Source organism: Flavobacterium sp. IB48 (assembly GCF_016405855.1).
GTDB classification, from domain to species: domain Bacteria; phylum Bacteroidota; class Bacteroidia; order Flavobacteriales; family Flavobacteriaceae; genus Flavobacterium; species Flavobacterium ginsengisoli.
In genome coordinates, this window is the sequence record NZ_JAEFCA010000001.1 from 216,069 (window position 1) to 238,864 (window position 22,796).

General features: G+C 33.6%; 14 protein-coding genes. 1 reads left to right on the forward strand and 13 read right to left on the reverse strand.

What is annotated here, in order from left to right:
* Window positions 1-29: 29 nt before the first annotated feature.
* From JC605_RS01055 to JC605_RS01100, 10 genes are all read right to left on the reverse strand, one after another.
* The gene (locus JC605_RS01055; protein ID WP_198854479.1) at window positions 30-617 is read right to left on the reverse strand and encodes a cytochrome c oxidase subunit 3; all 588 of its coding nucleotides are present in this window, start codon (window positions 615-617) and stop codon (window positions 30-32) included.
* 5 nt (window positions 618-622) lie between these two features.
* Window positions 623-1,525: a heme o synthase gene (cyoE, locus tag JC605_RS01060; RefSeq protein WP_198854480.1), complete on the reverse strand. Its 903-nt coding sequence runs from the start codon at window positions 1,523-1,525 to the stop codon at window positions 623-625.
* Window positions 1,526-1,682: 157 nt separating this feature from the next.
* Window positions 1,683-3,806 (reverse strand): energy transducer TonB, encoded by a 2,124-nt coding sequence (locus tag JC605_RS01065; protein ID WP_198854481.1) that lies wholly within the window; start codon window positions 3,804-3,806, stop codon window positions 1,683-1,685.
* Between the two features lie 19 nt (window positions 3,807-3,825).
* Complete coding sequence (deoC, locus tag JC605_RS01070) at window positions 3,826-4,569, reverse strand: deoxyribose-phosphate aldolase (RefSeq protein ID WP_198854482.1); 744 nt, start codon at window positions 4,567-4,569, stop codon at window positions 3,826-3,828.
* A gap of 113 nt (window positions 4,570-4,682) precedes the next feature.
* Window positions 4,683-5,066 (reverse strand): VanZ family protein, encoded by a 384-nt coding sequence (locus JC605_RS01075; protein WP_198854483.1) that lies wholly within the window; start codon window positions 5,064-5,066, stop codon window positions 4,683-4,685.
* Window positions 5,059-5,439, reverse strand: a complete 381-nt coding sequence (gcvH, locus tag JC605_RS01080) for a glycine cleavage system protein GcvH (protein ID WP_091492358.1) — start codon at window positions 5,437-5,439, stop codon at window positions 5,059-5,061. The genes JC605_RS01075 and gcvH overlap by 8 nt, the downstream gene beginning before the upstream one ends.
* Window positions 5,440-5,525: 86 nt before the next feature.
* Window positions 5,526-12,740: a cell surface protein SprA gene (sprA, locus tag JC605_RS01085; RefSeq protein WP_198854484.1), complete on the reverse strand. Its 7,215-nt coding sequence runs from the start codon at window positions 12,738-12,740 to the stop codon at window positions 5,526-5,528.
* Between the two features lie 25 nt (window positions 12,741-12,765).
* Window positions 12,766-13,347 (reverse strand): Holliday junction branch migration protein RuvA, encoded by a 582-nt coding sequence (gene ruvA / locus JC605_RS01090; RefSeq protein ID WP_095927916.1) that lies wholly within the window; start codon window positions 13,345-13,347, stop codon window positions 12,766-12,768.
* A gap of 78 nt (window positions 13,348-13,425) precedes the next feature.
* Window positions 13,426-15,717: an NADP-dependent malic enzyme gene (locus JC605_RS01095; RefSeq protein ID WP_198854485.1), complete on the reverse strand. Its 2,292-nt coding sequence runs from the start codon at window positions 15,715-15,717 to the stop codon at window positions 13,426-13,428.
* A 153-nt stretch (window positions 15,718-15,870) separates the two neighbouring features.
* Window positions 15,871-16,296: a CBS domain-containing protein gene (locus JC605_RS01100; protein WP_198854486.1), complete on the reverse strand. Its 426-nt coding sequence runs from the start codon at window positions 16,294-16,296 to the stop codon at window positions 15,871-15,873.
* A 732-nt stretch (window positions 16,297-17,028) separates the two neighbouring features.
* Here JC605_RS01100 and JC605_RS01105 point away from each other — a divergent pair.
* Window positions 17,029-17,361 carry a hypothetical protein gene (locus tag JC605_RS01105; RefSeq protein ID WP_198854487.1) on the forward strand — a complete coding sequence of 111 codons (333 nt, stop codon included), beginning with the start codon at window positions 17,029-17,031 and terminating at the stop codon, window positions 17,359-17,361.
* Between the two features lie 319 nt (window positions 17,362-17,680).
* Here JC605_RS01105 and JC605_RS01110 read toward each other — a convergent pair whose 3' ends face one another.
* The 3 genes from JC605_RS01110 to JC605_RS01120 form a co-directional block, all read right to left on the reverse strand.
* Window positions 17,681-19,693, reverse strand: coding sequence for an OmpA family protein (locus tag JC605_RS01110; protein ID WP_198854488.1), 2,013 nt, complete (start codon window positions 19,691-19,693; stop codon window positions 17,681-17,683).
* Window positions 19,694-19,701: 8 nt separating this feature from the next.
* A complete protein-coding gene (locus JC605_RS01115) occupies window positions 19,702-20,613 on the reverse strand; it encodes a type IX secretion system membrane protein PorP/SprF (protein ID WP_198854489.1) in 912 nt (303 codons plus the stop codon).
* A 48-nt stretch (window positions 20,614-20,661) separates the two neighbouring features.
* Window positions 20,662-22,796: gliding motility-associated C-terminal domain-containing protein (locus JC605_RS01120; protein ID WP_198854490.1), on the reverse strand; the 2,135-nt coding region annotated here is incomplete at its 5' end.

Sequence of the window (22,796 nt, forward strand, 5' to 3'; positions counted from 1 at the left end):
TAAAAAGTTCCCAAATTTACGTTTTTTTCTTATTTAAAGAAATATAAAAATAAAAATAAATATACCCATAATAAATCCAAAAAGTGCCAATACATCGCACCTAGTTCTATACCAAGAGTTTGAGTCGAATTGTATTTTTGTTTAAAATGATTATAAATTATAATTAAAAGTGAAATTAATCCGCCAGCTAAGTGTAACAAGTGTGTAACTGTTACAACATAAAGAAAAGTTGTAGTAATTGAACTACCTTCTCCCGTAAAGTAATACCCTTCAGAAACGATTTGTCCAAATCCTTTGAATTGTAATACCACAAATAAAACTCCTAAAGCCAAAGTTCCAAGAAGCAATCCTGTAACTGCGTTTCTATTGTCTTTCTGAATAGCTTTTTTTGCCAAATAAAAAGTAACGCTACAAGCTATAATTACTGCAGTACTCCAATAGAATGCCGAAGGAAGTTCAAAATTCTTCAACCAATCTGCTCTTGATTTGCTTACCACAAATGCACTTGTTAAACCAGCAAACATCATGGTCATACTAACCATTGCAAAAAGCAGAATCAGTTTTGCTGATTTTGACTTTCTTACTTGTTCTTCATTTGTTTTCAATGTCATTTCCATAACAACTATCTTAAAAATTTATCTACTATAAATACAATTTGTAAAAGCGAAATATACGAAACGCTTACAAGCATTAATGTTCTCGCAGCTTTTGCGGTTCTTAACTTATACAAACGAACTGCATAAAAAAGCATCCAAATCCCTAATAGAAACACTAAAACTGCTGCAATTGGAGAAATAAATAATTGCCCTGTAAAACCTAATACAGGTAATAACGATGCTATGATAAGCCAAATTGTGTACAATATAATTTGCAATGCAGTTCCTTTGTCTTTTTTACCTGTTGGAAGCATAAAAATTCCTGCTTTCTCATAATCTTCATACAAAAACCACCCGATAGACCAGAAATGAGGAAACTGCCAAAAGAATTGAATTAAAAATAAAGTTCCTGCTTCGATACCAAATTCGCCTGTTGCTGCTACCCACCCCAACATAAACGGAATTGCACCAGGAAATGCTCCAACAAAAACAGACAACGAAGTTACTGTTTTTAATGGTGTATAAACACTTGTATAAAGAAATATAGAAATTGCAGCAAACATTGCCGACTTAGCATTTATCGTGTATAAAAGTGCAATACCAATAATAGTAAGCAAACTTGCCACTAACAAAGCTACTGTTGGAGACATACGACCAGAGGGAACTGGACGGTTTTTGGTACGATCCATTAAAGAATCGATATCTTTTTCGATTACTTGATTAAAAGCATTTGAAGCTCCTACCATGCAGTAACCTCCAACCGCCAAAACAGCCAAAACACTCCATTTAAAAGGATGCTCTGAATCCACTCCTAATAAATATCCAGCAATAGAAGAAAACAACACACTAATAGCTAAACCAGCTTTAGTAATCTCTTTAAAATCTAGAAATATTGATTTGAGTGATAATGTATTTTTTGCAGCGTTCAATACCGTTGTATTTTGTGTATTTTTTTTGAGTGGTGCAAATGTACAAATTAGATTGTAGAATTTAAGCCTATAAAAATAGATTTTTTTCAATAAAACCTATACAAATTAAGATCTCAGCATTCTTTAACACTATTATTTCGAAAAATCTTATTAAAAACTAGTAATCAAAATACCAGTTGAAAATATCCGAACGTAATCCGATACTAAACCAAGTAGTACTTTGCTTAAAAGTTGTTGCTGTTTCTTGTGTCGGATCAAAATTTCTATAGATTAAACTTCCAAACAGCTTCAAGTTTGTCATCGGATTAATTAAATATCCTCCTTGAATATCTGCAATAAAAACATTAGTCTTGTTTCCTTGTCCAATTTTCACACCTGTGTCATATGGGCGGTTTACATCATAGCTTTTATAAATATTACCTCCATAATTATAAGAGTCTTCTGCAGTATCAAAATCCAAACCTCTTGTTCCAACTGTTAATTTTGCATCAGCAAGCCAACGACCTTTATGGTATCTTGCAATTGCTACAAGCTCTTTAAAATTTCCTCCCCATTGGTGCCCCACACTCTGATTATTATGCCCGTAATTTGTAATAATAGCACTATGCGAGTATACATAAGGACGTACGCGATTCAACTCAACCTGCAATAACAAATCTTTTACGTTAAATGCATTGAAATATTTCGCTCCAAGCTGAAATCCGAATTTATTTTTCCAGCTTTGATCTCCTGCACCAACATCAGAAACAGAAAATTCATCGATCAAGAATTGCGAATATAGATTTACACTATTATTCCATTTGTATTTACCTGTTATTCCCAAAAGCGCGTTTCCACTTCTAGATGAAGATCCAAACTCTACTGCTCTGTAAAAAATAATTGGGTTAACAAAATTAACATCAAACCCCCTGTTATTTGAATTTGTCCAAACTACAGATTCAAAAAAACCTAAATTTACTCTATTAGAAACATTCCAACTCAAATAATGATTAGCCATAAATTTGGTTGCATAAGTTTTTTCATCTGTTACTTCTGGACGAACATCTTTCATCCACATATAAGTATTGGTGTATTTAATTTTCCAGAATTTAGTATTCATTTTAAAATATGGGTACGGACTTGCTCCGTCACTTTCCAACAAAGAACGATAACCATCACCTATAAAATTTCGTCCATAACCTAATTGGAAATCAAAAATTTTACCTGGCGCAAAAGTAATATTCGCTTCCGCTAAAGGAAAATCGTAAGCATCTGTTTTAAACCTTTTCGCAATTCCAATTCCGGGAATTATCGCCGGATTTCCTCCAGAAGGTTTGATAGATTCTGCGTAATCATTAAAATAACCCGCAAATCTTCCTTGGCTTTCAAAAAATGTAGTCGTAAAGTTAATCTGCTTCCCCAAACCTCCTCTAAAGTTTAGCGCTCTAGTATTTACATAAGTGTAAGATGCATCAAGATCTGAAGCTTTACCCATTTGCAAGTCTACAATCGGATTTAAAGCAAACCAATAATCTTCTCCCTGAATCTGCACTAAATTTTCATTCCACCATTTTCTTCCCAGCCAAGTTGAAGTTTTTTTCTGCAGCGACTCATTAACTGCTCTTAAATTATAGTACTTTGAAACCTCAGCATATGTGTAAGGTTTAGATGCGGTATGATTATTACTTCCTACTTGATTCATTTCCGCATCAAATTGTGAATAATAACTATGAGAAAATGGAATATTTAAATGACTATCAAACTCCGGATTACGGTACTTTTTATACACAATACTATCCAATTCTGTCATTGGTTTTTCTACCTGTTTTTCAATTTCTGCTGCTGCCAAAGCTTCTGCTTCAAGCTGCGCTGAACTTTTTAGAGGAATATCAATAGAAATAGTGTATTTAGAATAAGTTGGTTTTCCGTTATAAGTTGATGGCTTAATTTTTGGAAATGCTCCAAATACTCTTTTTGCCTCTTCTGACAGCTCTTCTGTTTCGGCAGAAACATAAATCACTTTAAATTCTCCTTCTGCATTTACTTCAAAAAGTAATTTCACTGTTCCTTTATAATTATTTTCTTTTAATTTTTGAGGAACCTGAAAATTGTTGAATACAAAATCTTGAACCTCTTTATAGAAACAATTTTCTAATTTTTTAGCTTCTAAATTTTCGCAATTAGGAAAAACTGGAAATTTCTCTGCAGAGAAACCAGGCTGAACTGAAGAATTACTATTTTGCTGAGCAGAAACAATAAAGAACGTAGAAATTAAAACAAGGGACAAAAAAAACTTATTCACTTAAAATTTGGGTATTTATTTAATATTGATTTGGGGAAATTTCTCCGTTAGCAATTGCTTTTGCGGCCGAAGTGCCAATACGTTTTACTCCTAAACGAATCATTTCTGCGGCTTCTTCAAATGAACGAACTCCGCCTGCTGCTTTTACTGAAAGTGGCGAGGCATTTTCGAGCATCATTATTATTGCTGGAACGGTTGCTCCATTTGGCAAATTATTATCCGTTTTATAAAAACCTGTTGAGGATTTCACAAAAACAGCATCAAAATCATCTTCTTTAAAATTTGATACTACAACATGTTTTATTAAGGCAGATAACTGAATAATTTCTTTATCTGTTAGGGCGGCAATTTCGATAATCCATTTTACTGTTTTATCATTTGCCAATCCGATTTGTGTTCCAATTAAGACTTCTTTTTTTACCAGATCAAGATCACCATTCTTAAACGCTTCATAGTTACAAACAAAATCTAAATCGTCTGCTCCATTTTCAATGGCCTCGTTTGCTTCCTTAATTTTGGTCTCCAGATTTGATTTTCCTTCTGGAAAATCAATCACTGTACCAACTAACAAAACAGAATTGGCTTCTATGATCATTTTTTTTGCCAGAGAAACATATTCTGGTCGTATCATAATCAACTTAAAACCTTCTTGAATTGCTTCTTCAATTGCATTTTTAACTACAATAGTATTTTCCGCTTCTGAAAGACCAGCTTGCGATGCAGTTTTTAAATACGTTGAGTCTAAATATTGCTTTACGTTCATTTTGATTGAAGTTGCAGAAAACCAGCACAAAAGTACATTTTAAATTGAAAAAAACAGCTTTTTAAGTGCTTGATTTTCTTGTAATAAAAAACCCACCGAGGTGGGTTCTTAATTTATATTTTATCGATTTGCCTTTTAAATCCGATTGCAGAAAAAACCGCTGCAAGGGCACCAAGCGCATTTGCCAAAACATCTGTAACATCTGAGGCTCTTGTTGCGGTAAGAGCACCTTGAAGAATTTCGATTGTAATTCCAAAAAAAACAGAAAATATAAACGAAATCAAATAAGCTTTATAATCGTCTGCATCTTTTCCTTTTAATTCTTTTTTGAAAAACAAAATCCATGAAATTGTAAAACCAAAATGAAAACAGAAATGTACAATTTTATCAATGCTTGGAAAATTAATTGCTGGTATATTACTAGAATCTGTCAGACAAAAATAAGTAATGATTCCAGAGCAAATAATTGCCCAAATTAACAAGAGTTGTTTAGGCACCGATTAAATCTTTATAAGCTTGATCAGATAATAAAGTATCAATTTCTGAAGCATCAGCAATTTTTATTTTAATCATCCATCCAGCTCCATAAGGATCTGAATTTACAGTTTCAGGAGCACTTTCTAAATCTTCATTAAAAGCAATGATTTCACCTGTTAATGGTAAAAATAAATCAGAAACTGTTTTTACAGCCTCAACAGTTCCAAAAACTTCATCTTTTGAAAGTGTCTGATCTAAAGTTTCTACCTCAACATACACGATATCTCCTAACTCTTTTTGTGCAAAATGAGTAATTCCTACAGTTGCAACATCTCCTTCGATGCTAACCCATTCGTGATCTTTTGTGTACTTTAAATTTGCTGGTATGCTCATAATAGTTGTGTTTGAAAATTGATAATTTAAAATTTAAGCCACAAATGTAATAATCTTCTAATGAAATCTAGTTTAGAAACTAAAATTTAATTTCCGAAATTATAACGAAGTGTGAAACCTGATCTGATATTCGTTAAAGGGAAAGAAGTCGAAATAACTGCTTTCGAGAACGAATGATCATAATAGAATATTGCTGTTAAGTTTTTACTGAAAGCATAATCGGCCGTTAATTTTAGAGTCCAGATATTCTGTCCCGCTGCCAACTGATTATTATCGTAATCTAAATATCGAACCAAAGTTTCATTATTTCTATATGAAAAATCAGCTTTTATGTTGATATCACTTTTAATAATTCCAGTTGGATTATCTGCCAATCTCGATGAAATAATTACATCTTTAAAGCGATACCCTAGCCCCACAACATACTCTACTCCTCTTACTTCTGTCAATAAATTATTATCGAAACTCATAGACAAAGCACGGTCTTTTTTAACTTCTGTTAATAAACGGAATGAGTTTTTCAACTCAAAATCAACTCGAATAAGAGGACTAAACTGTTCTACTAAATTGACGTTAGACATGATTGTTTTATTAAAGAAATTCGTGTTTACATCCTGACCGTTTGGATTTTCTAAATAATCAAAATTTGATCTAAACTGGCTAATGGTGTAAGATGCTCTATAATTATGCTGTAACGAAAAACGTCTGAAATGGTCTTTGAAATACTTATAACGCATTAAACCATTATATTTTACATTCCAGTTCGGAATAGGGAAACTTCTAAAAATACTTGTCGAACTGCTTGAAGCGTCTTTGCCTGTATAAGCCGCCATGAATGAAGGCAACAATACAGCTTGATTACTTTTTGAAAAACCAATAGGATAACCTTCATTGGCTACATAAATTTTATAATTCGGATCTGATTCATCAGGGATTGGATTATTTACATCTCCATACCTAGGAATTTCTGCTCCACCATAATGTTGTGCTGCCAAACGGTTTGCAATAACTAAACGATTGCTTCTAAAATCATCAAACGCCGCTGATTCTGTTTCTGTACTTGTTGAAAAAGCCGTCTTAATCAAAACTGTAGAAATAGAAAACATTCCGTAACTGTATGGTGACAATGGCATGTACTCGCCTGTATTTTGGTCTACACTATATTGTTCTGATGAATTTTCAGAATAAGCACGATCCATAGCCAAATCAACTTTCAAATCAGGCAATAAATCTACATTGGCCGTTACTTTCAAAAGTTTATTACTTACCTGTGTAAAGTTTTGGTTGAAGTTTTGATAACTAGTCAACCATCCGTTTTTAGCCGCTTCAAAACGCACATCATCCTGACTACCAAATACGAATCCTAACGAAGGTTTAGATGTGCCAAAGAAACCTACTCCCGGAATATAACCTGGTAAAACTGTACCACTATTTTTAGTATAGTTAATTTGAACATTTTTAATACTGGTCAAAACTCCAATCAAACCATCATAAAAAGGATTACTACTCGTAACTGGTTTAGCTGTATTTACAATTTTCTCACCTGGTTTTGGTGGTGCCACAGGCTTAGGTTTTGCTGGTTTTCCTCCTGGCGTCAATCCTAAATATTTATACAGCGTATTCATATTTAATGTTGTTGACAATGTATTCGAATTCGCATTTTGCACTGTATTTCCTAAATCCCATGATACTCCATTATCATCGACATATTGAGAAAGTGCCGTTGAAGATCTTTGCCAGTTGTAATCTGCCGTATAAGAATAAGTCGCTTTTACAAAACTAAATATTGGAATTTTATTAATTGGAATATCATAATTTAAAACCAATTGCTGCAAATGCTGGTTTGGTATACCAATATCAAAATAATCGTCCCAAATATTAAAATCCTGTTTTGGCGTATTATCGTCGTTCAAAAAGTTTCTTACAATATTATTAGACGCTGCTGTATAGTTTAATTTTAATGATTTTGTCAAATTAAATCCAAAACCATATTGGTAATTAAACGCAAAGTTTCTTCTATATAGCGGATCTAGTCCAATACCTTCTTCAACTTGTCTATATTGCTGACTGTTGCTCTGTCTTAAAATATTAGTATTAAATGAAACATTCGAAGGAAGATAATTAATATTAAAGTCACTTAACAATTTCCAATAATCACTTGTTTTCATGAATTTGGTTTGCTTAAACGGAACCACTTCTTTAGGTTGGAAAGTATAAGCATAATTAACAGAAGTATTAGACTGCTGATCTTCATAATTAGCAACTTCATAATCATGTCGTTCTACTTGATTATAAGATTGAGAGAACGTGAAGTTTTCTACATCATAAACATGCGGTTTCTGTTCTGGTGCTCTATCCTTTCTTACACCAATAAAGTTGATGCTTTTACGCTTAGTATAATCTATTGCTCGTGTTCTAATATTTTCTTTTTCTGCCGGATCTGTAGTTTCTTTAATCAATTGATCTAACTTGATATCCTGATTAAAAGGATCGTATTCTGGCGTTATAACCTCTTCTCCAATTGCGTAATTAAATGGAAGATTAATACCCCATTTTGGAGGAAGCAGTTTTCCTAAATTTATGTTTGTTACGATGTTGTACTGCTGAATATCTTCACGATCTCTTTCATTGGCTCCTTGTTCAAGAGAACCGAAACCAATTGTACTCTTTTTACCAGAAGCAGACAATGTCATCAAATCGGCCATATTGGTATCAACATTCAACAATGCTGCCATACCTCCTTTATTTTCCAAATCAGACATACGAAGTTCGTTAAACCAAACCTCTCCCATAATATCTTTATGGTTTGCTGCACTTTTTACTCCGACCATTAAATTTCGAACCAAACCAAAATTCGGATTTCCTTTAATACCTAAAGTTAACTTTCCATCTTGGTCACCTCCTTCTACATCAGGATCTCGGTCAGGATAATAAATACCATTTATATCTCTTTTTGGAGAATTAATATCGATATTCATTCCTAGAACCTTCATTCTTGTCAATAATGACAGAGCAACATCAATATTGTTTTCTTCAAGCCAAACCTGATCTGGACTAATTGTACAAGATCCGCCTGTTCTTGTTACTTTTAATGGAATCTCGATTTGATAAAAGTTCTGGGTAAAATCGTTACCAAAACGAATAAATCCGATCATCTCGTCATCTAAAAGTTGCGTTTCATTTGGAAGTGATTCCGCGTGAAGGAACATTTTTAATTTTTTATATTGACGCATGTCAACACTTACATTTTTGAAAACTGCTCTAGAATCTTGATATTCTAATCCTGCGCCTCCTATTCGCAATGCTAAAGATTGCTCATTTTGGTTGATAATTGTATTGTTATTGTACAACTGCTCTCTCTGAACACCTGGTGGAATAACATAATTTACAGGACATTTTGTTCCATTTTCCTGAATATTTACAGCAGCGACATCAAATTGAGTTCCATCATCATCAGGATTTGTATCGTTTGCGTCTAATGTTCCTGTATACTTTCTCCATTCTCCTCTAACTAAATCTAAAGCTCCAAAACGAACCGTCATTTGATCATTAAATCCAGTCATAAACATACGCATGAAACGAATCGATCTAAAATCGGTAATATTTCCAATAGTGTTTTGAGGTTTTGAAACAGGAATTTTAAACTGAATCCATCTTGCATTGGTTGTGCTTCCGTTTGGAAGGTCTACATTTTGAACATCTCTAATATCTGTAATATAATTTTCTCCAACCTGCATACCTGGCCTTACATCAATACTATATTCATAATAAGCATTGATTGTACTCATTGTATTATCACGATTGATATCTTCAACGTCTGGAAGAGTTGTCGACCCACGATTTGGATCATCAATACTTACAGCAGAGTTTCCTTCAGTTCCGTTATATTGCTTATAACGTTGCAATACTCCTCCTTCTGTATTTAGAAAATATTTATAGTTGTCCGCTGCAGGATCTGCCTCTCCCGCATAATTAGTATAAATTGACCCTTCTCTTGCATCTGGCAAACCGTCTAAACCAACATCTTGATTTTTACGATTATCTGCATTGGTATCAAAAGCATAAATTAAAGACTGAGAAGCAGGTACATCTCCCCAAATTGGCTGTGGATTAACCATTACCTGATCTGGACCTAAACCATTTTCATATTGCTTTCTTCCATCTTTAAGAACGTCTTCAGAAACCTCTCCTAAATTGAAATAAATTTTTCCATTATTATTTCCCTGAGCCTGCCCTGTTCCAACATAAGGATCAAGCACCCAAAACTGAATGTATTCGACATTTCCTTGCTCAAAGTTTGTAGAGTTTAGTGCACGCATAATTCCACCAAAATTGGCAGAAGCGGGACTAGAACTAAAATTAGGATTATTGTTATAAGGTCCTCTATCTGATGGATAGTATGTTAAATCTAGCGTATTAATAACCTGAATTTGTCCTTGTGCAATATCTGTATTTGGATAAAGTTCTTTACTATAAATTCTTCTTGTTGTATTTAAAGATAAATCATCGTTTGAAACTCCAGATGGTTTTGAAGTATAGAAAATCGGATCGATACTATACCACGACAATTTAGCACGCTTATAGCCATACTCTAGCGTATTTGAGTTGGCATTAAAAGTATTATCTGTAGCAGAATTAATAAATGGTGTTGAAGCCAAACTCCATGCATAAGCAGATCTCATATCAATTGTGGTCTGAGTACCCTCAAAATCATCAATATAAATAGTAGCTTCTCCTTCAAAATCACTTGCCTTTGGTGCATTTGGTTTCAAAAATGCTACTTCTCCACGAATAGAAAGGTTAGAAGGAACATCTGTATCTATATTTGGCAGTTTATTGGCCAATCTTGTCAAAAACGGAACTTCGGTTGAATAATTTCCGTTAAAACCAAAAATGGTATTATTTACAGATTCTTGCCCATAACTTGATTTTTGAGTAAAAGGACGTTCTGTCATTTTTAAAAAAGTACCTCCAACAACAAATTTTTCAGAAATTTTATGTTCGATATTAAATCCCATAAACCTTCTAGTTTGTTGACCAAAGATTGAATTGTTTTCTAAAGAAACCTCAATTGGAGTATTTGAAGCTTGAAGCGAAGGATCTAATATCTGTACTCTTCCTAATTGATAATCTACACTATAATCAATACCTTCTACCAGAACACGTCCTGCTGCGGTTACAACAACAGACCCTTGCGGAACGTTGAATGCTCCAATAGGAATACCATTACTTCCAGAAGATTTATATTTTCCTCGCAATAAGAATTTGTTTTTATCACTATCCTGCAGTGCACCAGCTTGGGTATTCCTATACATGTTTCTAAATACATACTTCTTTTGATTCGCGTTGTATGTAGTTGGATCATTATAGCTTTCTCCAGAATTTGTAGTTTGTAATTTTTTAAACAAAAGCTCACCAAAAGGCTCTTTAGTTGTAAAAATAATTCTTGCATTCTGTACATCAACAGTTACTCCCGGAACATAATCGAAGAAACCATCTCCTCCCTTTTGCGGGTCATTAGTATAGTTTAACTGATCTAAGTTAAAAACATTTAATAATGGTGTTTTAGTAATATAATAATTACTTGGATTAGGGTTTGTAGGATCATCATCTGGAAAAAGAGTTCCTTGAACAGGCGTAATATAATTTATTGGCGAAGGATCGGTATAAAGAATATTAAGTCTAAAATCTTCTTGTTTGATTTGATAAGCTTGAGGAATTTGATAAACGTTTTTCATCATCAAGTTCCAAACTGGATTTTGTACGTTTGTCAAACTACTTTTCAGCATTTTCAAAACCAAACTTTGCGTTACGATTGCCTGATTAGAACTGTTGTTTCCTGTAACTACAGTTGCATCTACACCATCACTACCGAACTCTCCTACTTGGTATGTTTTTCCTCCAACAGTATATTCAAATGCAACTGCTAAAATTTCATCATTTGCCAAGCGCTGCTGTAACGAAATGTAACCTAATTGTGCATTAAAAGTAAATTCATTTGTAGTTAATTTTCTCGCATTCTCTAGAATAGAATAATCAGTTCCCTCGTTTGTATTGGCGTTATTAAATCCAGATTTTGCTGTTACGATTTCTCTAATATTAGAATTTAAATAACTTCCTCCTTTTCCAATAGCTGCTGGATCATATTTGTTATTCGTATTATCAGTTGGAGAATCTATAGGATTATTAAAAAAGCCAACTGGATCTGTAATTACAACAACTTGATTATCTGGAACACCAGAAACTTGCCCTTCTCCTAAATCCTGAAGCGCAATAATATTTCTTAAATTGTTATTTGATGTACTTACTCTATTTTGCTTATTGGTAACCCATACTTCGATTCTTGTAACTTGAACACGGCTATCAATTAATGGATAATTTTTAAGAGAATTGTCGTATTTATTTCTAAAGTATTGCGATAAGAAGAAATGTCGATCATTATCATAATCTAATGCAAATAAATCAAAGTTCTGGACTGTTCCCCCACCTTCTGCGACTATACTTTTAGTCTGAGACTTTTGTTCTGAGAAAACTCCAGTAACAGTTGTCTTACCAAATTGCAGCTGAGCCTTTACACCAAATAAACTTTGTGCGCCTCGAATTAAGGTACTATTTAAAGGCATGCTCACATTACCTACCTCAACTTTCTGAACAATATCATCTTCTGAAGGTGTGTAAGCAAGTTTGAATAAATTCTGAAAAGCAAATGTCGATTGTGTATCGTAGTTGGCATTTACTTCCAAACGAGTTCCCACTTTCCCCATTAAACTCATACTGATCCTTTGATCAAAATCAAAAGTCAAACTAGATCTATTTCTTGGAGAGAATGAAGGGTTGTCTTGTTTAGTATAACGCATACCCAAGTCCATTTCTACTGACCCTGTGGGCTTTACATCTATAGTATTGCTACCAAAAATACTTTCAAATAAACTTGAATTGATGTAATATCTTGGCAACAAATCTTTTTTGGCTGCCTCAGCTCCATTTTTTTTACCATCAATAGCATCAGATTTTTTTCTAAAGTAATCTCTTCTGGATTCTTTTAGAACTAAATCTTCATATTCTTTTGGAGTTAAAATTAAAGGGTAATTGATAGAGAAACCATCTACTGAGTTGGTGTAGATATAACGATCTGTAATAGGATCGTACCTGTAGGCAGAAAGCACAGTTGGAGGATCTCCAATCTCAATCTTACCAACCGAAAACTGAGTTTTAGTTGTATCTTGTGCCGGTGGTGTAATCTGTGCACGCAAAACATTACCGCAGAGCAATACCAGCAACAAAATACAAATTTTACGCATAGAATTCTTTTATATGAAATGAAATTTATAAGCTTTTTAAGGCCTTTTTGATAATTGTTTCAACGGTAGCTTCAGGATCTTCTTTGACAATTCTTTCTACCACTTTTTCAGAAGCTTTTCGAACAAAACCTAATACTTCTAGAGCAGATAACGCTTCATCTCGATTTCTATTGTTTTGGACAGCAAAAACTTCGTCAATATCGTACAATTTAACAACTTTTTCCTTTAAATCAAGTATAACTCTTTGTGCTGTTTTGTTTCCAATCCCTTTTATAGACTGGATTACGCCCACATCTCCAGATGCAATGGCGTTTATAATTTGCTTTGGTTCTATTGACGAAAGCATTGTTCTTGCAATTCCTGCTCCAATTCCTGAAACAGAAAGCAACATTCTAAAAATTTCTCGCTCAGATTTTTCGGCGAAACCATATAAAGTATGCGCATCTTCTTTAATTTGAAGATGCGTATACAATTTTATATTTTCAGAATTTGGAATTAAGGAGAAGGTATGTAGCGATATATTTACCTGATAACCAACTCCTCCACAATCAATTACTACTTCTGTAGGATTCTTTTCTACTAATCTTCCCTGCAAATGTGCTATCATAAATGTAATTTCTTAGTATCAAATATAACAAAAATGCCATAAAACTACGACAAATTTGTTCAATCCTTGCTAGAACGTTTATTGTGCTATTTTATTCTTTTTACTTTCTTTTTCTTGTGCATCAATAACAGCAATAGCAGCCATATTAACCATTTCTTCAACGCTAGCGCCTAATTGGAAAATGTGAACTGGTTTACCCATACCCATCATGATTGGACCAATTGAATTCACTTTATACAATTCTTTTAACAATTTGTAAGTGATATTTGCTGATTCTAAATTAGGGAAAACCAATGTATTTACTTTTTTTCCTGCTAATTTAGAAAATGGGAATTTCTCTTGAAGCATTTCTGGATTTAAAGCAAAATCTGCTTGAATTTCTCCATCAACAATTAACTCTGGATGGTTTTTGTGCAAGTAAGCTACAGCTTCTCTAACTTTTGAAGCACTTTCGCTAGTTGAAGACCCAAAATTTGAGAACGAAACCATTGCTATAACTGGCTCAATTCCAAACATTTTTGCTGTTTTTGCAGTCATAATAGCAATATTAATCAAATCTTGTGCAGATGGATTAATGTTTATTGCTGTATCTGATAAGAACATTGGCCCACGAGAAGTAAGCATCATGTTTGCAGTTGCTACTAAAGAAGCATTAGGTGCTTTTTCTATTAACTGAAGCATTGGCTTAACTACTGAAGGATAACTTCTAGAATATCCTGTTACTACTGCATCTGCCTCTCCTTCGTTAACCATCATTGCGGCAAAATAGTTTCTTTCGCGCATGAATTTTTCAGCGTCTAATTTAGAAACACCTCTTCTTCCTCTAGCTTCCCAGAATGATTTTGCAAACTTGTTACGTCTTACGGCTTCCTCATCAGTTTTTGGATCGATAATTTCTAAATCGGCATCAAAACCTAATTCTGCTTTTAAATCTAAAATCTGCTCTTTGTTTCCTAGTAAAACTGGGAATCCGATTCCGTCTTCGTAAACAATTTGAGCTGCTTTTAAAACGTTTAATTGATCTGCTTCAGCAAAAACAATTTTCTTCGGATTCAATTTCGCACGGTTTGTAATCAAACGCACCATTTTATTGTCGTTACCCATACGCTCACGAAGATGATCTTCATAAGCTGCCCAGTCTGTAATAGGATTTTTTGCCACTCCAGATTCCATTGCTGCTTTTGCAACTGCAGGAGCTACAACAGTAATCAATCTAGGATCGAAAGGTTTAGGAATGATATATTCTTGTCCAAATCCAAGTTTCATTGCACCGTAAGCTACGTTTACTTGCTCTGGAACTGGTTCTTTTGCCAAAATAGCTAAAGCTTTTACAGCCGCCATTTTCATTTCTTCATTGATTTTTGTCGCTCTTACGTCTAGTGCTCCTCTAAAGATATAAGGAAAACCTAAAACGTTATTTACCTGATTAGGAAAATCTGAACGTCCAGTAGCCATAATAACATCTTTACGAGTTTCTACAGCCAAATTATAGTCGATTTCCGGATTTGGATTTGCCATTGCAAATACAATCGGATTGTTTGCCATTGTTAGTAACATTTCTGGCGATAAAATGTCTCCAGAAGATAATCCAATGAAAACATCAGCGCCTTTTACTGCCTCTTCTAAAGGAATTTTAGCTCCGTCAATTGCATATTTTAATTGTAAATCTGAAAGTGCAGGATTATCTTTAGTTAAAAGTCCTTTACTGTTGTACATTAAAACATTTTCAACTTTCACTCCAAGTAAAACATATAAATCTGTACACGCAATCGCTGCCGATCCTGCACCAGAAACTACTACTTTTACATCTTCTGCTTTTTTACCAGCCAATTCAAGTGCATTGATTAAAGCTGCAGAAGAGATAATTGCCGTTCCGTGCTGGTCGTCGTGCATTACTGGAATATCCAATTCTTCGATCAGTCTTCTTTCGATTTCAAAAGATTCTGGAGCTTTGATGTCTTCTAAATTGATTCCTCCAAAAGTTGGTGCAATATTTTTTACAGTCTGAATGAATTCTTCAACATTTTCGGTATCGATTTCTATATCAAAAACATCAATATCTGAGAAAATTTTAAACAATAAACCTTTTCCTTCCATTACAGGTTTTCCTGCTTCTGGACCAATATTTCCAAGTCCTAAAACAGCTGTACCGTTAGAAATTACGGCTACTAAATTTCCTTTTGCTGTATATTTATAAACGTCTTCTTTGTTTGCTGCGATTTCTAAACATGGTTCTGCAACTCCTGGCGAATAAGCCAATGATAAGTCTCTCTGGGTTGCATATTTTTTTGTTGGAACTACTTGAATTTTTCCTGGAGTTGGTTCTGCATGGTACAGTAACGCTTCTCTTCTTTTACTCTCTTTGTTCATTTTTTTAGCATTTATTCTAGCTTACAAAGATATAAGTCTTGTTTTAAAATGGCATCTTTTTAGCATTTTCTTTTTCTAAAATCTATTCGAATAAATAAAAAAAGTCCAATAGAAATTGGACTCGTTTGAATTTTTATCGTTTTTAGGTGTGCTTTATTGAGAAATATAAGAATTCAAATGGTTGATCGTATCTTTTTGAATTTCTATAATTGCCTTCACTACATCGCTGATTGAAATGATTCCAACTACGATTCCGTCTTCGAGAACAGGCAAGTGTCTTATTCTTTTTTCGCTCATAAGTTCCATACAATCTTCAAGATTATCTGAAAGTTTTACTGTAAAAACATTACTTTCCATAATCTCATGAACAAAAGTTTCTTTAGAAGATTTATCCTTCAGAACAATTTTTCTGGCATAATCTCTTTCAGATAATATTCCTTTTAAAACATTATCATCAATAATTAAAATTGCTCCAATGTTTTTTTCTCCCATAACTTTTAACGCATCATAAACCGTTAAATTGGAGACAATAGAATATACATTTCTTCCTTTTGCTTTAAGTATTTGATCTACAGTCATAATGAAAAATTTTTAGGTTTATAAAGTTAAAACAAAAACAAACACGATCTACAGCGAAATCGATTTTTTAAAACATAACTAATTCATTTTAAATATAATACACAAAAATTAAGATTTTCAAATTTATAGTGTAAAGAATGAATTTGTTTAGAATTGTTTTTTGAAGAAATTTAGATTTTTTAACGTTTACCGACCAAAAACTCCTAGCGGAGTTTTTTCATTTTTTTATAACCATTAAGAATGCCTCAAAGGAGCATAATATTTATAGTAGAGAAATTATAATAAAAGAAAAAGCTCCAGAGGAGCGACATATCACCCCGCTGGGGCTTTTGGATGGGATATAATATCTTTTCTATAAATATTTCGTCCCGCTGGGACTACCAACCAACAACTCCTAAAGGAGTTTTCTTTTTATGATAATTAAAGCAATGCTCCAGCGGAGCATAATATTTATAGCTGAAAAATTATACCAAAAGAAAAGAGCTCCAGAGGAGCGAAATATAACCCCACATTACCCCGTAGAGATTGTAAAATTTCAGAAAGATATTGACACGACATATATGTCGTGCTATCTTTTTTTTCATTTTAATAGATTTGCTTTCAATACTAATTATAAGATTTATTTTACACAACATACGATCGTATGTTGGAAATAATAAAAAGAAAAAGCATCTTGCATAAAATAATTTAGAATAATAAAATATCTATTTTTTCAACTAAACGCCTCATTATATGGAATCAAATGAAATCAAAAATTTAGATCTTAAAAAATTAGCTTCTTTATATTTTCGAACATTAAAACCTACAAATAATAAAACTAATGTTGCCGAGATTAAGTTTCAAAATTATTTAGAACTCGGCTGCGTAATTACCGATATGCTGAAATTATGTATTTTGGCTTTGGAGCAAGATACCCATAAAATTCCTGAAACTGACAAACGTCAATCTATCAATATAGGTTTAATTCTGGAAACTGTTCTTCAATTAATACCTCAAGATGAATTTGATTTTTTAAGTGAAATTGACTATTTACTTAATAGAAATTCTAATATGGTTAATGAGTAAACACTCCCTTTTCTAATTTAATACACATGATAAAATATAAATTTGTTATTTATTAATTGATTTTTATTAACCAATCAAATGTCCCTACAGGACATAATGAACACGGATAATCATTTGCGTTCTACCAATCAGTCACTCCTAGCGGAGCGGTTTTTCTACCATTATATATAAATTCGAGACCCACTCCGCTAGGAGTGACTGATTGGTAGAAAAAAAAATGACCACACCCCAAACCATTATCCTGTAGGGATTATTTATAACCTAAAAAACCCTTTTCTAGAATTTAGAAAAGGGTTTTTAATTTTATATGAAGATTATTTTACATCGCAACAATAATAAACTCGCTTCGTCTATTTTGCATGTGCTGTTTTTCTGTACATTTTACTCCATCTGCACATTTGTTTACTAATTGTGTTTCGCCATAACCTTTTGCAGTTAGTCTGTCTTCGCTAATTCCTTTTTGAACTAACCAGTTTTTTGTTGACTGTGCTCTTTTTTCTGAAAGAATCTGATTGCTCTCTGAAGAAGAACGACTATCGGTATGCGAACGAATATCAAGTTTCATAGCTGGATATTCGTTTAAAAGATTCACCACTTTCATTAACTGCGGTTCTGATGTTTTCTTGATGGTTGCTTTACCCAAATCAAAGAAATTCATTGGCAGGTTTAATAGTTTTGCAATATCTACACCTACTCTTATAGAACCTACTTTTACCGGGCTTATCGCGACTTTTTTGATTGCTACCGTTTTTGCCGCAAGAGGTTTGAAAACTTTATTTAATGCAATTAATTGAGTAGTTTCTCCTTTTTCTTTACTAATAGTTACTACAACTTCTTTGGCATTGTAATCGTTTTTAGCTGTTCTAATGGTATATTTTTTACCACATCTTAAATCAGGAAAAAGATAATTTCCTTTTTCGTCTGTTGTAATTGTTCCAACTGGATCAAATTTTTCATTAAAAAGAGTCAGAGAAGTATTCGCTAAGATTTCGTTTGATTCTGCATCAGTAACATTTCCAGATAAATTTTGTTCGCAGATTAATCTTCTAGTTTCTGTAAATCTGTAAATATCATCCATCCCTAGTCCGTTTTCTCTGTTTGAAGAAAAATAACCGCTTCTGGTTTTACTATCAATGCTAAAAGCAAAATCGTCTTGTTTGCTATTTACAGGTTCTCCAACATTTAGAACGTCATCATAAGTTCCGTTGGCTTTTATACGAGAAGCAAAAACATCCAATCCGCCTAAACCTGGACGTCCGTCAGAAGCAAAATACAATTCGTTGTCTCCAGAAATAAAAGGAAAAGTTTCTCTTGCTTCTGTATTAATTGTTGGTCCAAGATTTTCTGGCGTACCGAAAGTTCCGTCTTCATTGATCGCTACTTTATAAATATCCGATTGTCCTAAAGTTCCCGGCATATCTGATGCAAAATAAAGTGTTTTTTCGTCTACGCTTAAAGCAGGATGTGCCGTGCTGTATTGATCGCTATTGAACGGAAGTTCTGCAACATTTTTCCATTCGTTATCGATAAATTCTGCTTTGTACAATTTTAATAAGGTTACGTTTTTGTCGTTGCTACGTCTTTTGCCATCTGTGAAATTATTTCGGGTAAAATACATGGTGCGTCCGTCTTTTGTAAAAATTGGACTTGACTCATTAAAATTGTCTTTTTTTCTTTTTACTAAAAGTTCTGGCTTTCCAACACTTCCATCTGGCATTAAATCGGCTGTATATAATCTAGAGAAAGATCTGTTTGTCCATTGAAAGTTAGATTTCACCACTCCGCCTGTATCGCGCGCAGATGTAAAAACGATTTTATTGTTGTAAACTACGCTTCCGTAATCTGAATATCTAGAATTAACTCCAGCATCGGCTATCTGAAATCGGCCTGAGTTTTCTTTTATATCTTCTAAATAATTTTTGTCTTTTCTAATAAGATCTGCCCTTTTCTCTGCAGTTGCTTTCTGATTGAATTTCTGCAAAATCTCATCAGATCTTCGATAATCTCCTGCCGATTTTAATGATTGGGCATATCTATACAAATATTCAGCTTCTTGGTTTTCGTTTATCACGAATAATTGCTCATACCATTTTAATGCATTTTTTAACTCTCCATTAAAATAATATGAATTGGCTAAACGCTGAATTACGCCTTCATTAGTAGTTTCTGAATTTACTAATGTCTCGTATACTTTTATAGCATCTGCGTAAGCGTACTCTTCGTATTTTTTATCTGCATATTTTATGTTCATTGTTGTAAATGGATTTTGTGCATTTACATTTGAAATAAAACTAAACAGTAAAAAGATCAATATTAATTTTCTAGCTTTCATAGGTTGTATTAAAAGAATCTTGGGGATATCATTTTATTGTAATTATTAAAGAACTCGAATCTTAAGAAAATCTCATGAGATCCAGAATTGTATTTTCTTAATTGTGTGGTTTCATGATCGTAACCGTAACCTATGTACATTCCTTTTGATACCTGAAATCCAGCCATTGCACTAACAGATGCACTCCAACGGTAAGCAAGTCCTAAAACAAATTTATCATTGAACATAAAATTTCCTGAAACATCGACTTGCAAAGGAGCTCCTTCTACCATTTTGGTCATTAAAGCGGGTTTGAATTTTATGTACTCTAAACGGTCTAGATTAAATACATAACCTGCTATTAAATAATAATTGATTTTTTCTTTAAAAATAGCTACATCATCTGAGTCATAACGGTTGGTTTCGATAAAATTAGGAACCGATAATCCTACATAAGCTCTGTCTGAATGAAAATAAAGTCCAGCTCCAACATTTGGCGAGAATTTATTTTTAAGATTCTGAAATTGCGGATCGTCTTGATCTTCATAACTCAATTTATTAATATCGATGTTAAAAAGATTAGCGGTTCCTTTTATCCCGAAAGATAAATTCCATGTGTCTGAAGTTGGAATTGTATAAGACAAATCTGCTGATAAAGTATTCTCTACCGTTGGCCCGATTTTATCATTTACCAAAGAAACCCCAAGTCCTAAATCGCTATTTTTCAAAGGCGTATTAACCGAAAATGTACTTGTTTCTGGTGCTCCATCTAATCCAACCCATTGTGTACGATATAAACCAAAAATGCTTAATGCCCCTCTTGAACCTGCATACGCTGGATTGACTTCGATTGTGTTATACATGTATTGCGTATACTGCGCATCTTGCTGCGCATGTGACACAATCGAAAAAAACATAAAAACTAAAATTAACTTTTTCATTTATTAAGCTTTAGAACGGCTTAGCGCTAACTAAGCCGTAGTCCAATTTTATTTATTAAGGTATAAGTATCCAGATTCTTGATGAGACTTTTGAGCGCTATCTTTGTATTTTAAGATATAGAAATACGTTCCAACTGGAAGACCATCTGTTTGTTTCACGGTTGAACGTCCGTTAGAATATCCAACAAAAACGCGATCGTTATTATTGTACTGATCTATGTTGAAAACTAGAACTCCCCAACGGTTATAAACTTCAACCGTATTGTCTGGATAACATTCTATTCCTCTGATGTAGAATCTTGCATTCTTGCTGTCTCCATTTGGAGAGAAAGCATTCATTACTTTAATAGAACATCCGTTTAAGTCTAAGACAGTTGGATTATCTCCGCTATTGCTTGCATCGTCTGACTGATCTTCAACTACAACTCCTCTTACACTGTTTCCTTTTACAGTTGCCTGATTACTCACACTACCTCGATTAATATCTTCTTGAGTGATTTTGTAAACCGCTGTAAAGTTAGAATTGTTAGATTCGTTAACATCTAAGTTTATTGCTTGTCCCGAAACTACTACTCCTGGCAACGGATCGTTAATCGTGATTCCAACAAGAGGCACATTTCCTGTATTTGTCACAGTAAATTTGTATGTAATTGTTTCTCCTGCATTTGCAAAACCGCTATTATTTTCGTCATTGAAAACTGCTGTTTTTATAACAGAAATAGCAGGCACTTCTACAAAAACATTTAATACAGCCGTAGAACAATTTGTCGGATTTGCTTTTTCGCAAACCTGATAAGTTAAAGGATAATTTCCACCTGGTGTATTTGGCTTAACACTTACCGTACCGTCTTCATTCCATTCAAAATACGGACTGTCTGTTAAAGGTTTCACTACAACATCTGCAGGATTTATTGGTTTTCCGTTTATTAAATCATTGTCTAAAACATTTATAAATTCTAATGAACCATTAATTCCATCAACGCTAACATCATTATCGTCATTTAAAGTAATTTTATTTGCTGTTGGAGGCCCTGAGTCAATGTTATTCTCAACAGTAATCTTAATCACCGCCTGACTGCAATTTGATGTATTTGCAGCTTCACAAATCTGATATGTTAATTCGTAAACCCCATCTGGTGTATTTGTCGCAATATTGACTGAACCATCAGCATTCAATGAAATATTTGGATGAACAACCGGAACTGATAAAATAACAGCTGAAGGATCGAATTTTACTCCATTTAACAAGTCATTTTCAAAAATATTAATCGTAGCATTTGCTCCTTTCTTAGCATCTACAGGTCCTGCCACATCATTATTTGCTTTTATAGCAAATGTTGGACGTGCATTACAATCTGGTTTAACAGGCGGATATGCAACAGAAACTGTAACAGTTGGATTTAATGAAAACTCGATTTTCACTCCATTTCTAGTAGCTTCAAATCCGTCGGCACCTTCTGTCCATATACCATTATTTAAAATCCATCCTGGCCAATCAATTCCATTTCCGTTACTGTCAATTTCTGCTCCTGGCCATAGAAGATTTCCACTTAATGGCAGATTGGTCTGAGTTGCTACAACATTATTATTGCTATCAATCCATTTAACAGTTAATAAATTATTAGCTACGAAATTATCTGGTGAAACTGTATAATTAACATACGGAACATTATTTGAACAATAGCTTTCTGCTGTAATTGTCATTTTTGGTTCTGTCACCGTTACTTTTACAATATTTGAAGCACAGTTATCTGGATTCAATTTCTCACAAATAGTATATGTCAATTCATAATCTCCCGCAGGTGCATTTGGCGCTAGTGTAACATTTCCGTCTGCATCTACAGTCAGATATCCTTTTGGATCTGCTTGAATTACTTTAAGATCTACATCTGATGGCACTAATTTATTTCCATCTTTAGTATCATTCTCAAAAACGTTGATTACTTTCTGCGGAATATTTACTCCAACTGCAGGCACAAGATCTTCGTTTGCAACCAGATTTCCTGCCGTAACCGGAACAGTAATAGTTACCGAGTCGCAGTTCGTAGGATTGGTGTTTTCGCAGATTTTGTATTCTACTTTATAATCTCCTTTTGGAGTGTTTGGCGCAACAGATATAGTATGGTTTGAATTTAGCGTGAATCCTGATGGAAGCGTACCGATAATTTCAAACTTAACTTCTC

What these genes read in the sequence shown, in the direction of transcription:
- JC605_RS01055 (WP_198854479.1), bottom strand. Translation starts at nt 617, where the DNA reads ATGGAAATGACATTGAAAACAAATGAAGAACAAGTAAGAAAGTCAAAA.
- deoC (WP_198854482.1), bottom strand. Translation starts at nt 4,569, where the DNA reads ATGAACGTAAAGCAATATTTAGACTCAACGTATTTAAAAACTGCATCG.
- gcvH (WP_091492358.1), bottom strand. Translation starts at nt 5,439, where the DNA reads ATGAGCATACCAGCAAATTTAAAGTACACAAAAGATCACGAATGGGTT.
- sprA (WP_198854484.1), bottom strand. Translation starts at nt 12,740, where the DNA reads ATGCGTAAAATTTGTATTTTGTTGCTGGTATTGCTCTGCGGTAATGTT.
- ruvA (WP_095927916.1), bottom strand. Translation starts at nt 13,347, where the DNA reads ATGATAGCACATTTGCAGGGAAGATTAGTAGAAAAGAATCCTACAGAA.
- JC605_RS01095 (WP_198854485.1), bottom strand. Translation starts at nt 15,717, where the DNA reads ATGAACAAAGAGAGTAAAAGAAGAGAAGCGTTACTGTACCATGCAGAA.
- JC605_RS01100 (WP_198854486.1), bottom strand. Translation starts at nt 16,296, where the DNA reads ATGACTGTAGATCAAATACTTAAAGCAAAAGGAAGAAATGTATATTCT.
- JC605_RS01105 (WP_198854487.1), top strand. Translation starts at nt 17,029, where the DNA reads ATGGAATCAAATGAAATCAAAAATTTAGATCTTAAAAAATTAGCTTCT.
- JC605_RS01110 (WP_198854488.1), bottom strand. Translation starts at nt 19,693, where the DNA reads ATGAAAGCTAGAAAATTAATATTGATCTTTTTACTGTTTAGTTTTATT.
- JC605_RS01115 (WP_198854489.1), bottom strand. Translation starts at nt 20,613, where the DNA reads ATGAAAAAGTTAATTTTAGTTTTTATGTTTTTTTCGATTGTGTCACAT.